Genomic DNA, 12,668 nt, shown 5'->3' on the forward strand with positions numbered 1-12,668 from the left:
TGATCGTCGCGTAGTTCTCACCTTGATCGTCGCGCTACACCCATCTTTGCCCAGCGCATGGCGGATCGGCGCAATGAGGCCGAATCCCTCAAGACGCGGATTGCCCAACTCGAGCGGATCACAAAGAGCAAAGCCCCTCCAATCTCTGACGAATTGCTGGAGAGGTTTTCGACGGCGGTCCGGAACAAGCTGCGTGGCGACGACAAGCGACTGAAGGCGTTTTACGTCGAACAACTCGTCGCTGATGTGACGGTATCAGCGGCAGGCATCCGCATACGAGGTTCCAAGGCCGCACTTGAACATGCGGTTCTCGGTGCCGATGGAGGCACGAAGACCGCAGTTACCGGTTTTGACCGAGAGTGGTGCCCCTGGCCGGACTCGAACCAGCACGGATTGCTCCATCCGATTTTGAGTCGGACGCGTCTACCAATTTCACCACAGGGGCACGCGGTGCGGTTAGCTCAAGCTGTTGCGGTGGGCAATGGGGAAGCACAAAAGGCTGATGCATTTTCGCAACACTGGGGCGCTCCATTGTCGCAGGACTGTCATGACAGCGATTCTGCCCCTTTCCCTCGGCATTAAGTTTGGTCAATGAGGGCCCACAACCGCAATAGAGGGGCTCTCATGCGTTCAATCATCCTTGCTGGGGCGTCCGCGCTGGCCCTTGTCGCTGTTCCGGCCATCGCCGGCGAAGACCAAACCGACACCAAGGCCGCTGCCGCTGAAACCGCTGAAGACGAGATCATCCAGATCACCGGTTCGCGCATTCGCCGCACGGGTTTCGATACGCTGGAACCGGCGCTGGTTGTCAGCCAAGAATATCTGAACAAGCGCGGTCTGACCAACGTTGCCGATGCGCTGAACGAACTGCCGGGCTTCGGCGTCGGCGTCACGCCGGAAGGCGGCCAGTCGGGCTTCGGCGTCGGCCAGAACTTCGTCAACCGCTTCGGCCTTGGCTCGGCCCGCACGCTGACCGTGGTGAACGGCCGCCGCTTCGTCTCGTCCAACGCGGCCAGCATCTTCGGCCCGACCGGCGGCAACGGCCTGCAGGTTGACCTGAACGTCATCCCGCAGATCATGGTTGACCGCATCGAGAACGTCACCATCGGCGGCGCGCCGACCTATGGTTCCGACGCCATCGCGGGCACCGTGAACGTCGTGCTGAAGCGCAAGTTCGAAGGCATCGAAGTGCGCGGCGGCGTCGGCCTGGCCGAGCGCAACGACAACCTGCGCCTGAACCTGCAGGGCATGGCCGGCACCAGCTTCGGTCCGGACAAGCGCGGCAACGTCATGCTGGCGGTCGCCTATGACAAGGTGGACGGCGTGCTCGCCACCGAGCGTCCGCGCACCGCTGCAGCGCTGGGCGCCTTCACCAACCCGGTCGCCACCACCCAGCCGTCGACCCGCAACCCGGCCACCGACGGCCGTCTGTTCGGCACCCCGCTGCGCACGGGCGTTGCCGGCGACACCACCCCGGCCGCGGTCTTCATCCGCGATCGCCGCCTGTCGGGCCTGACCTTCGGCGGTCTGCTGTTCCCGTCCACCGGCGGCTTCAACCTGGCCGACGGCACGCCGCGCGGCTTTGGCACCACCGGCACCACCCGCTTTGCCTTTGGCAGCGATGGCCGCCTGTTCAACTATGATCCGGGTGTGCCTTTCGGCAACACCGACGCGTCGGGCGGCAACGGCCTGAACCTGCAGGAAACCGCCCCGATCACCGCCGATCTGGAGCGCATCACCGTCGCCGCCAACTTCGAATATGAAGTGTTCGATGGCGTGCGCGTGTTCGCCGAAGGCACCTACTACAAGGCGAAGTCGCTCGAAATCGTTGACCAGCCGATCTTCAACGCCTCGCTGTTCGGCGGCCTGTCGGCCCCGCTGCTGGTGCAGGCCACCGATCCGCGCATCAACGCCGCCGATCGCGCCACCCTGGCCAACCTGGGCGTGACCAGCTTCCGCCTCAGCCGCGCCTCGCGCGATATCGTCCAGAACAACGCCGATGGTGAAAACCACCTGTTCCGCATCGTGGCGGGCCTGGCCGGCGAGTTCCAGATCGGTGATCGCAGCTTCAACTGGGAAGCCAGCTACAACTACGGCAACTCCAAGGGCTTCTTTGGTGCCACCGTGCTGGACCAGCAGCGGTTCGTGAACGCCATCAACGTGACGACCAACGCCTCGGGCCAGATCGTCTGCAACACCAACGTCACCGCTGCCACCAACGTGGCGCCGGGCGGCGTGCTTCCGATCGCCGATCCGGCCTGCGTCCCGCTCGATCTGTTCGGCGAAGGCCGCGCCAGCGAAGCGGCCCGCGCCTATGTCACCACCCGCACCCGCACCCGGTCGATCCTCGATCAGGAAGTGTTCAACGTGAACTTCGGTGGTTCGCCGTTCGATCTGTTCGGCAACGCCGTCGGCTTCAACCTGGGTTATGAACGCCGCACCGAAAAGGCGCTGTTCGATCCCGACGCCTTCCAGCGCGCCGGCCGCGGCCGCGCCGTGCCGATCGGCGGCAACAAGGGCCAGTTCACCACGAACGAAGTGTTCGGCGAAGTCCTGATCCCGCTGGTCAGCCCCAAGAACGACGTGCCGTTCATCTACAAGGCCGAGTTCGAAGGCAAGGCGCGCTATGTGAACAACACCGTGAACGGTGGCTTCACCACCTACACGCTGGGTGGCCGCTATGCCCCGATCCGTGACGTGGAATTCCGCGGCAACTTCACCCGTTCGCTGCGCGCGCCGACCGTCACCGAACTGTTCACCCCGGTCTCGCCGGCGTTCAGCGCCGTGCCGGATCCGTGCGACAGCCGCAACATCAACCAGGGTGCCAAGCCGGCCACCCGCGCCGCCAACTGCGCCGCCTTCTTCACGGCGCTGGGCATCACCCCGCCGTTCCAGTCGAACGCGGTGACCGCCACCGTGCCGATCACCACCGGCGGCGACCCCAGCCTGGCCAACGAAGCGTCGAACAGCTGGTCGGTCGGCGTTGTGCTGACGCCGAGCTTCCTGCCCGGCTTCCGTGCGGCGATCGATTGGAACCAGATCAAGATCAAGGGCCCGATCTCCAACCTGAACACCACGCAGATCGCCAACGGCTGCTTCGACAACGATGTGTTCAACACCGCCGATGTGCTGAATGCCAACAGCTTCTGCTCGCGCATCACCCGCACCTCGAACGGCCAGATCTCCACCGACCCGCAGAACCCGGGCGTGCGTGGCGGTTTCGTCAACGGTCAGGAAATCAACTTCAAGGGCCTGACCGCCGAAGCCGGCTACAGCTGGGAATGGGCCAAGATCGGTCGCTTCGACATCAATGCCACCCTGTTCTACCTCGACACGCTGACCTTCAACATCACCGGCATCGTGCCCGATCCGCAGGCTGGCGAAGTGGGTGACAGCAAGTGGCAGGGCCAGCTGAACCTGGGCTGGACGTCGGGCAAGTGGGGCGTCGACCTGCAGGCCAACTTCCAGAGCGGCCCGATGATCAACGTGCTCGACACGCCCACCACCCGTGACCGTATCTTCTTCGATGATCACGTGGTCGTGAACACCAACATCACCTACCAGCTGAAGGAGCGCAGCTTCATCCGCCTGGCGGTGACCAACCTGCTGAACAAGCAGCCGCCGTACCCGCTGGGTGGCGTCGGCACCTACGACACGCTGCTGCGCCGGTATTTCCTGAGCTTCCAGACCGGCTTCTGATCCGTCAATCAGGCAGCAACCAACAGCAAGGGGCCGGTGGCAACACCGGCCCCTTCGCTTTTGCGCCCTTCCCTTTTGACAATCGCGCCGCCCGGCCGCATGGGGTGGCCATGCGCCCACCCCGCAAACCTGCCGGCCCCGGCCGTCCGCCCCGTGCCGATGGCCGTCCCGGCCAGCGCCCCCACGCGGCCGGCCGCCGCGCCGCCAGCGCCGATGCCCGTGGCAACCCGGATCGGCCGGAAGACGGCCGTTCCCGCGGCAACCGCACGCGCACCGACCGCCCGCGCGAAGATGCGCCCCGCAGCGAGCGTCCGCGTGGCGAGCGCCGGCCTGATCGCGCCGAGCGCCCGCCCCGCCCCGAACGCGCGCGCCCTGCTGGTGGACCGGGCCAACCCGCCCGCACCGAACAACCCCGCGTCAAGCGGGTCGCCCCGCCCGTGCGGCAGACCGAAATCGCCCCCCAGCGCATCGCCAAGGCGCTGGCCCGCGCCGGGGTCGGCTCCCGCCGTGATATCGAGCGGATGATCGGCGAGGGCCGCATCGCCATCGATGGCGAGAAACTCACCTCGCCTGCCCTCAACATCATCAGCCTGAAAGGCGTGACGGTGGATGGCGAGCCGGTGGCCGGCATCGCCCCGGCCAAGCTCTACCGCTTCCACAAGCCCGCCGGCTTCCTCACCGCCGCGCGCGATCCGGCCGGCCGCCCGACCATCATGGACATTTTGCCCGCCGGCCTGCCCCGCGTCGTCCCCGTCGGCCGGCTCGACATGAACACCGAAGGCCTGCTGCTGCTCACCACCGATGGCGAGTTGAAGCGCGCCCTCGAGCTGCCCTCCTCCAACGTGCCGCGCGTCTATCGCGTCCGCGCCTTTGGCGAGGTCAGCCAGAAGGCGCTGGAAAGCCTCGCCGATGGCATCAGCATCGATGGCATCCATTATGGCCCGGTGCTGGCCGATGTCGAACGCAAGACCGGCCACAATGTCTGGCTGATCGTCACCATCCGCGAGGGCAAGAACCGCGAGGTGCGCCGCATCCTCGAACATATCGGGCTGCAGGTGAACCGGCTGATCCGCGTCGCCTATGGCCCCATCGGCCTGGATGATCTGCCGCCACGCATGGCCGACGAGATCCCCGATGCCGATCTTGCCACGCTGAAAGCCATGCTGAAGGCGCCGAAACCGGGTTCCCGCTGATGCGCATCATTTCCGGGCGCTGGCGCGGCCGGGCGATCGCAGCGCCCGCCGGCCAGGCCACCCGCCCCACCAGCGACCGCGCCCGAGAAGCGATCTTCTCCATGCTCGCCAGCCGGCTGGGCAGCTTTGATGGGCTGGACGTGCTCGACGTGTTTGCCGGCACCGGCGCGCTCGGGCTGGAGGCGCTGTCGCGCGGCGCCGGCAGCGCCTGCTTCATCGACAATGATGCCGCCGCCGTGAAGGCGATAAAGGCCAATCTCGCCACGCTGGGCGCCATCGCCGCGGTGCGCCAGAGCCCGGTCACCAGCCTCGGCCCGGCCCCGCGCGGCCATCATCTGGTCTTCCTCGATCCGCCCTATGGCCAGGGGCTGGCCGGCCCGGCGCTGGCCCATCTCGCCGCGCACGGCTGGCTCGCCCCCGGCGCCATCATCAGCATCGAAACCGCCGCTGCCGACCCGCTTGACAGCCCGTTCGAACAACTGGTCGAACGCCGCTTCGGCAAGGCCCTCGTCCGCCTGCTGCGCGCCCCCTGATCCGTTCCTCCCCCTCTGGGGGAGGTGCCGACCATCGGGAGGCGGAGGGGGCCGCCAAGCACGGTCCCAGCAGCCCCCTCCGCCCTGCGGGCACCTCCCCCAGAGGGGGAGGATGTTCGCCCCCCTGTTGCGGAGACGTCAGACCATAGTCGGCCCGCTCTATGCCGCCCGATCCCGCGCGCGGGGATAGGTGCCGATGATCTTCACCCAGTTGGTGAAATAGGCCAGCTCCTCCAGCGCCCGCGCCACCGGCGGCTCGGCCGGCGAACCTTCGATCTCGGCATAAAATTCCGCCTGGGAAAATTTGCCGTCGCGCAAATAGCTTTCCAGCTTGGTCATGTTGACGCCGTTGGTGGCAAAGCCGCCCAGCGCCTTGAACAGCGCCGCCGGCACCGAACGCACCTCGAAATGGAAACTGGTCATCGCCGCCACGCCCGCAGGCGGCACCGCCGCCTCGCGCGCCAGCACCACGAACCGCGTGGTGTTGTGATCGGCATCCTCCACGCCTTCGGCCAGGATGTTGAGGCCATACAGCTCCGCCGCCAGCCGGCTGGCGATGGCGCCCATGGCAACATCGCCCTCGCCCGCCACCGCCGCGGCCGCCGCCGCCGTGTCGAAAAACTGCACCGGCGCGATACCCCATTCGCGCAAATGGCGCCGCACCTGGCCAAGCGCTTGTGGATGGCTCTTCACCTCCTTCAAGGCCGCCATGTCGCCCAGCGCCAGCAGGCAGTGGCGCACGCGCACGAAATGTTCGCCGACGATGTGAAGGCCAGATTCGGGCAGCAGGAAATGCATGTCGGCCACCCGGCCGTGCAGGCTGTTCTCGATCGGAATCACCGCACAGCCGGCGCGGCCGGCCTGCACCGCCTCGATCGCATCCTCGAAACTGGCGCAGGGCAGCGGCAACCGGTCGGGGAAAGTCTCGCGCACCGCCTGGTGGCTATAGGCGCCCGGTGCGCCCTGAAACGCCACCGCCTGCTCCGGCGCGGCGGCGGTAGCGGCCACCATGCGATCAACCAGGGTCTGGGCCAAGGGTGGATAGCTGCTCGTCATCCCCGTCCGTTAGGATAGTGCGCTGCAACAATCAAATGCTTGCGGGCAGCGTTCTAATTGCCTATCCCCTGCGACAGGAAGGCGCAGGCACAAGGTGCTGGGCAGACCCTGCGCGCATGGAGCGACACGTGGACAGTTTCGAGTGGAACAAGATTTTCGGTGGCCTGCTGGCCGGCCTGCTGGCCGTTCTGTGCGTTTCGATCGTCAGCGACATGATGTTCGCCCGCCACCTGCCGGAAAAGCCCGGCTATGAAGTGGCCGGCGTGGAAGAAGGCCCGGCCGAGGGTGCTCCCGCCGCCGAAGCCGAAAAGCCCGCTGCCTTCTATCTCGCCTCTGCCGATGTCGCCAAGGGCGAAGCCGTGTTCAAGAAATGCGCCGCCTGCCACAATGTCGATCCGGGCGGCGCCAACGGCACCGGCCCGGCGCTGCACGGCGTCGTTGGCCGCGGCATCGCCGCCGCCCCCGGCTTCGGCTATTCCGATGCGCTGGCCGGCATGAAGGGCAAGAGCTGGGATTGGGACGCGCTGTGGGGCTGGCTGAAGAGCCCGAAGGCCTATGCCGCCGGCAACAAGATGAGCTTTGCCGGCATCGCCAAACCCGAAGACCGCGCCGCCGTGATCGCCTATCTCAACAGCAAGAGCGCCAGCCCGCTGCCGCTGCCCGCCGCCCCGGCAGAAGAAGCAGCCCCGGCCGCCGAGGAAGCACCTGCCGCAGAAGCAGCCGCCCCGGCCGACGCCGCCGCCAAGTAAGCGCTGAACCAAACCGGAAAAAGGGCGGTTGCCAGCACGGCAGCCGCCCTTTTTCGTGGGCGGCCGCGCCCGGCCTATCGCGTCGCAATCACCAGCAGCTCGATCGCCACTGCCGCCACCGCCACCCACAGGATGATCCGCACCCGGCGATAGCGCTGCTGGAGATCAGCATCATAGGCCACCACATCCAGCCAATAGCGGTCGCTGCCTTCGGCCAGGATGATCCCGCGCGCCCGCATCGCCTCGAACTGGCGGGATTCGATGCCGCCCGCTGGCGCAAACGGCACCGCCCGGTCCGGCCGCACCGCATCGGCGGCAAAGAAATGATGCTGGATATCGCGCCTTGCCTTGGCAACAACGGCAGCAGCGGCAGTGGCCATGGCTTGCGTCCCCCTCCTCAACGGAAAATGCCGCTGCCCGCCGAAAACAGCAGCATAACGCAAAGGCTGGCACAGCAGCAGCGAATTGCCAAGCTGCAGCCGCCTCAGCGCGGCTGGGCCAGCAGCGCCGCCATATTGTCGTGGAACAACTGGCGTTGCTCCGCCGGTGCAAGCGGCAGCATGCGGGCTGCCCTTACGGCGCCGCCCACATCATAAGCCGGCCAGTCCGTGCCAAAGATCATCCGGTCCATGCCGATCTTGCGCATGGTGGCCACCAATTCCGGCGCCACCGGGGTGTCGGCATAGAGGGGCGCGATGGCCGACAGATCGAACCAGACGTTGCGCGCGGCGCCACGCTCCTTCAGCAGGCTCCACACCATCGTCTCGCGAAACCGCACATACCCCATGTGGGCAAGGATGAAGCGCGTGCCCGGCTGGCTCATCGTCAACTTCAGGAACTTCCCGATCTGGCCCGGATCGAAGGGATCATAGCTGTCAAACAGCACCGTCATGCCCAGCTTGCCGCAATGCGCGGCGATGCGCGCGACGGCCGGATCGGCCACATCAAATTCCTGGCTGTTGGGGTGCAGCTTGATGAAACGCACCCCCTGTGCGGCCAGCCGATCAAGCTCGGCCAGGGCCGCATCACCATCGGCCGGGTGCACCGAAGCAATGGCAAAATAGCGCTGGGGATTGGCCGCCACGGCTTGCAGCAAGGCATTGTTCTTGGCCTGCACCGCCGCGGGCCCGCCGCCGGCAATCACGATCAGGGCACTGCGGCTGATCCCGGCGGCGCCCTGCAAACGGCCCAACCCCTCGGTGCCCAGGCTGTGCCCGGGCCCCATGGCATCACCATCCCCGGTGCGCAGATGCGCGTGCCCGTCGATGATCGGCCCCGCATAGGGGGTCGCGTTCTGCGCCGTGCCGGGGCTGGCCTGCAGCACGGCAGCGGTGATGGCCACAGCCAGCATGATCCTGTTCATGCCAACTGTGTTATATCAATAATGCGGTTGGTCAAGTCCGGTGCGTCACAGCCCGTAATGCGCCTTCACGATGGCCCAGCCCTCCTCGGCGGTCTCGACGAAATGGAACAGGTCCAGATCGGCCTTGGCGATCACGCCTTCCTCGGCCAGCGCTTCGAAATTGACCACGCGGTTCCAGAAATCCCGGCCATAGAGCAGGATCGGCAGCGGCGCGACCTTGCCGGTCTGCACCAGGGTCAACAGCTCGAAAAACTCATCGAACGTGCCAAAACCGCCGGGGAACACCGCCACCGCCTTGGCGCGCATCAGGAAATGCATCTTCCTGAGCACGAAATAGTGGAACTGGAACGACAGGCCCGGCGTCACATAGGGGTTGGGCACCTGCTCGTGCGGCAACACGATGTTCAGGCCCACCGACGGCGCCCCGCTTTCCCATGCCCCACGGTTGGCCGCCTCCATGATCGACGGGCCACCACCGGAGCACACGGTGAAGCAGCGCTCACCCTCCTTGCAATAGGTGGAAACCTGCACCGCCAGCTGGCGCGCCACCTCATAATAACGCGCATTGGCCGCCAGCCGTTCCGCCACCGCCCGCCGTTCCGGCGTTTCAGCGGCATCGATCAGCGCCTGGGCCGTTTCCGGCGATGGAATCCGCGCCGAGCCATAGAAGACAAAGGTCGATTCAATCCCGGCCTCGGTCAGCAGCAGCTCCGGCTTCAACAGCTCCAGCTGGAAACGCACCGGCCGCAGATCCTCGCGCAGCAGGAACTCCGTGTCCTGGAACGCCATGCGATAGGCGGGATGCTCGGTCTGCGGCACGGCGGTGGGCGTGTTGCCCAGCTCGGCATCGGCCTTGGCGGTCGGGAAGATCCGGGGGGGCACCGGCGGTGTCATCATATTGTCATATTCTCCGCAAAACGGCCGAGGGCGATAATCCAGCCCGCCGCGCTTGTCACGCCTGTTTCGTCAGCCCCAGGGCCGCGGTTGCAGCCGCCACGCTGCCATGGCGCCAGCCCATGTCGTCAATCAGATGGGCGTGGGTCGGGATATGGAACAGCCCCAGGTCCAGCCCCTTCAGGCACAGTTCGGCCGCCCGTTCCGGCAGGATGATGCCCATGTCCGCCGGCCATTTCGCCGGATCGGGCCCCAGCCCGGCTGCCGTCAGCCCGGTGTAGACCCCACCGGGCAGCAGCACATGCACATCCAGCGGCTTGCCCCCGTTCCGGCATTCGGTCGCCAGCCACTCCGCCAGGATCAGCACGCCATGCTTGGCGGCGGCATAGAGCCCGTTGCCGAAATTCTGGATCGATGGCGGCAGCGACAGGCTGTTTTCCGACCCGGTGATCACCAGCCGCCCGCGCCAGCCGCCGGCCTCCGCCGCCGACACCAGCGCCTGCGCCAGCCTGGTCGGCCCCAACATGTTGATTTCCCACAAGCGGGAGAGGCCCGGATCATCCAGATCGGCCTTCAGCAGCCGCCGTGTGTAACCGATGCCGGCATTGGCAAACACCGCATCCAGCCGGCCGTGGCGGGCGACCAGCTGCTCCACGGCGCGGGGGCCAGCGGCGCCATCGGACAGATCGATCACCAGTGCATCGCCGCCGCACAGCCGGGCGGTTTCGGCCACCCCGTCGGCATTGATGTCGGCGGCAGCCACCTGTGCCCCGCGCTGCGCCAGCTGCACCGCCAGCGCCCGGCCAATGCCGCTCGCCGCCCCGGTGATCAGCACCCGCTGCCCGTTCCAGTCGATCATCCCCAGCTTCCTTTTCGTGTCTGCATTGACGAGAGCGCGTTCCCGGTGCCACGTCAACCGATGGACACTGCGGGTCTGGAACGGGCATTGAAACCCGGCGGCGTGTTGCTGCTGGTGCTGTCGGCGGTGTCGCCGGTGCTGTCGGTGTTCGTCGGTGGCTCCGCCGTGCTGCACCTGGCTGGCAGCGGCGCGGCGCTGGCGTTTCTCGCCGGCGGCCTCATCGCGGCGCTGTTCGCCCTGCTCTATGCCGAACTGGGTGCGCGCGTGCCGGGCGCCGGCGGCGTCTATCCCGGCCTTGCCGCCCTGATCGGCCCCGGCGTCGCCCACGGCTATATGTTCATGACCCTGGTCACCGCCATGCCGCTGATCGCCTTTTCGGCGCTCGGTCTGGCCGGTTACCTCAAGATCCTCTGGCCGTCCCTCCCCACCCTGCCGGTCGCGCTGGCCGGGCTGGCGGCGGCGGCGGCCATCGCCATGCTCAATATCCGCACCTCGGCGCTGGTCACCGGCCTGTTCCTCGGGGTGGAATTGCTGGCCCTCGCCATCCTTACCTGGGTTGCCGCCACCGCGCCGCAAGCCGCGCTCACCACCGTGCTGATGCCGCCCGAATTCCGCTGGAACAATTTCGGCATCGCCGCCCTGGGCGGCCTGTTCTGGTGTGGCGGCGCCGTCTATGCGCTTTATTTCGTTGAGGAAATGGATGGCGGCCATCGCGCGCTTGGCCCGGTGGTGGCGCAGGCCGGGGCAATCTCGGCGCTGGTTATCGCCGCGCCCATGCTGGTGCTGGTGCCAGCGATGGACGTGGTGCCCGGCCTCTATGCCGCCGAAACGCCGATCGCCGCCTTTCTGGAACGCCAGGCCAGCCCGGCGGTGGCCCAGGCGGTTTCTGCCGGCGTCATCGCCGCGGTGTTCAACGCCCTCATCGCCACCATCATGGCCTTTGCCCGGCTGGTGCTGGGCATGGGCCGCGATGGCGTGCTGCCCGGCGCGCTCGGCCGGCTCGCCACGCTGGTTTCCGCCCGCCAGCGCGCACCCTGGGGCGCCACGCTCATCGTCACCCTCGCTGCTGCCGCCGCCATCGGCCTTGGCGAACGCTGGCTGCTCATCCTCACCAGCGGCAATGTCGCCGATTATATCCTGATCGCGCTCGCCCTGCTGCTCGCCCGCCGCCGCGCCGAACCCACGGTGTGGGCCGCCCCCGCCCACCCGGCGCTGCCGCTGCTCGCCATTCTCGTCACCCTGTGGGCCATCCAGAGCTTCTGGTTCGATGCCGAAACCGGCCGGCCGTCGCTGTTGCTGATCGGCGGCACCTTCCTCGCCGCCTGGGCCGCCTGGCACCTGCGCCGCGCGGCTGGCACCGCCCCCGCCTTCAACCGGAGCAACCCCAATGCTTGACCGCCGCCAGTTCGTCGCCGCGCTGCCGCTGCTCACCGCCGCTGCGCCCGATCGCTTCGCCCCCTTGCGCCGCGCCATCGCGGCCATCGAACATGCTGCCGGCGGGCCCATCGGCGTTTCCCTGATCGACACGCACACAGGCGCCCGCTTCAGCCACCGCGCCAATGATCGCTTCCCGCTGTGCTCCACCTTCAAGCTGCTGCTGGCCGCACGGCTGCTGCACGGCGCTGAAACGAGTCTCTGGCAGCTCGGCGAACGCCTGCCCATCCGCCGGGAGGATATGCTCAACAACGCCCCGTTCAGCGAAACCCGCATCGGCGGCAGTGCGTCGCTGCTGGAAATGGCCGAAGCCATGTGTGTCCTCTCCGACAATCCGGCCGCCAATCTCGCGCTGGCCCGGCAAGGCGGCCCTGCCGCGCTCACCGCCTGGTTGCGCAGCATCGGCGACACCACCACAAGGCTCGACCGCATGGAGCCGGAAATGAACAACGAAACCCCCGGTGACCCGCGCGACACCACCACGCCCACCGCCATGCTCGCCACGTCGCGCGCGCTGGTCGAAGGCCGCATCCTCTCACCCGCCGCCCGCGCCCGCCTGTTCGGCTGGATGCAGGCCAGCCGCACCGCCGACACCATGATCCGCGCCGCGCTGCCGCCGGGTTGGGCGGAGGCGAACAAGACCGGTGCCGGATCGTGGCGCGCGCGCAACATCGTCTCGCACATCACGCCACCGGGCCGGCGTCCGATCTGGGTCGCCGCCTACCTGTTCGCCGCCAGGTCTGAATTGGCCGAACGCAACCGCCACTTCGTCCCGCTGGGCCGCGCCATCGTCGAGTCGCTGGCCTGAACCACCGCTGCGCTCCACGGTAAATCCGAAACAACTTGACCCCGCCCGGCATTCCACTAAGGCCGGCGGCGGGCCACGCC

Annotated in this window: 12 protein-coding genes and 1 tRNA gene; 6 read left to right on the forward strand and 7 right to left on the reverse strand. The window is 67.4% G+C overall.

The genetic code is table 11. From position 1 onward, the window contains the following. On the reverse strand, positions 1 to 234 hold a 234-nt coding region (locus CHU93_RS17740; RefSeq protein ID WP_207759258.1), incomplete at its 3' end, for a hypothetical protein. A 126-nt stretch (positions 235 to 360) separates the two neighbouring features. Further along, positions 361 to 445: transfer RNA gene (locus CHU93_RS09095), tRNA-Leu, on the reverse strand. Positions 446 to 624: 179 nt separating this feature from the next. Between CHU93_RS09095 and CHU93_RS09100 the strand changes: the two genes are divergently transcribed. The 3 genes from CHU93_RS09100 to rsmD all read left to right on the forward strand — a co-directional run bounded on the left by CHU93_RS09100 (position 625) and on the right by rsmD (position 5,425). Then, positions 625 to 3,699: a TonB-dependent receptor domain-containing protein gene (locus CHU93_RS09100; RefSeq protein WP_165768674.1), complete on the forward strand. Its 3,075-nt coding sequence runs from the start codon at positions 625 to 627 to the stop codon at positions 3,697 to 3,699. 110 nt (positions 3,700 to 3,809) lie between these two features. Continuing rightward, positions 3,810 to 4,892 carry a pseudouridine synthase gene (locus CHU93_RS09105; RefSeq protein ID WP_243375469.1) on the forward strand — a complete coding sequence of 361 codons (1,083 nt, stop codon included), beginning with the start codon at positions 3,810 to 3,812 and terminating at the stop codon, positions 4,890 to 4,892. Further along, entirely contained in the window at positions 4,892 to 5,425 is a 534-nt protein-coding gene (gene rsmD / locus CHU93_RS09110; RefSeq protein WP_094473775.1) for a 16S rRNA (guanine(966)-N(2))-methyltransferase RsmD, read from the forward strand. Before CHU93_RS09105 ends, rsmD begins: the two co-directional genes overlap by 1 nt. Positions 5,426 to 5,584: 159 nt before the next feature. Here rsmD and CHU93_RS09115 read toward each other — a convergent pair whose 3' ends face one another. Then, a complete protein-coding gene (locus tag CHU93_RS09115; protein ID WP_094473776.1) occupies positions 5,585 to 6,481 on the reverse strand; it encodes a prephenate dehydratase in 897 nt (298 codons plus the stop codon). A gap of 128 nt (positions 6,482 to 6,609) precedes the next feature. Between CHU93_RS09115 and CHU93_RS09120 the strand changes: the two genes are divergently transcribed. Beyond that, complete coding sequence (locus tag CHU93_RS09120; protein WP_243375473.1) at positions 6,610 to 7,230, forward strand: c-type cytochrome; 621 nt, start codon at positions 6,610 to 6,612, stop codon at positions 7,228 to 7,230. Between the two features lie 74 nt (positions 7,231 to 7,304). On the opposite strand, the gene CHU93_RS09125 is transcribed toward CHU93_RS09120, so the two are convergent. From CHU93_RS09125 to CHU93_RS09140, 4 genes are all read right to left on the reverse strand, one after another. Further along, on the reverse strand, positions 7,305 to 7,610 hold the full coding sequence (locus tag CHU93_RS09125; RefSeq protein ID WP_094473778.1) for a hypothetical protein: 306 nt from the start codon (positions 7,608 to 7,610) through the stop codon (positions 7,305 to 7,307). A gap of 104 nt (positions 7,611 to 7,714) precedes the next feature. Then, entirely contained in the window at positions 7,715 to 8,593 is an 879-nt protein-coding gene (locus CHU93_RS09130; RefSeq protein ID WP_094473779.1) for an amidohydrolase family protein, read from the reverse strand. Between the two features lie 45 nt (positions 8,594 to 8,638). Further along, entirely contained in the window at positions 8,639 to 9,490 is an 852-nt protein-coding gene (locus CHU93_RS09135) for an LOG family protein (RefSeq protein ID WP_094473780.1), read from the reverse strand. A 55-nt stretch (positions 9,491 to 9,545) separates the two neighbouring features. Further along, positions 9,546 to 10,346, reverse strand: coding sequence for an SDR family NAD(P)-dependent oxidoreductase (locus CHU93_RS09140; protein ID WP_094473781.1), 801 nt, complete (start codon positions 10,344 to 10,346; stop codon positions 9,546 to 9,548). Between the two features lie 60 nt (positions 10,347 to 10,406). On the opposite strand from CHU93_RS09140, the gene CHU93_RS09145 reads away from it, so the two are divergent. Both CHU93_RS09145 and bla read left to right on the forward strand, forming a co-directional pair. Beyond that, positions 10,407 to 11,741 carry an APC family permease gene (locus CHU93_RS09145; RefSeq protein WP_094473782.1) on the forward strand — a complete coding sequence of 445 codons (1,335 nt, stop codon included), beginning with the start codon at positions 10,407 to 10,409 and terminating at the stop codon, positions 11,739 to 11,741. After that, positions 11,734 to 12,588 carry a class A beta-lactamase gene (gene bla, locus CHU93_RS09150; protein WP_094473783.1) on the forward strand — a complete coding sequence of 285 codons (855 nt, stop codon included), beginning with the start codon at positions 11,734 to 11,736 and terminating at the stop codon, positions 12,586 to 12,588. The genes CHU93_RS09145 and bla overlap by 8 nt, the downstream gene beginning before the upstream one ends. Positions 12,589 to 12,668: the final 80 nt, after the last annotated feature.

Origin of the sequence: Sandarakinorhabdus cyanobacteriorum (assembly GCF_002251755.1) — a bacterium.
In the GTDB taxonomy this organism is placed as follows: domain Bacteria; phylum Pseudomonadota; class Alphaproteobacteria; order Sphingomonadales; family Sphingomonadaceae; genus Sandarakinorhabdus; species Sandarakinorhabdus cyanobacteriorum.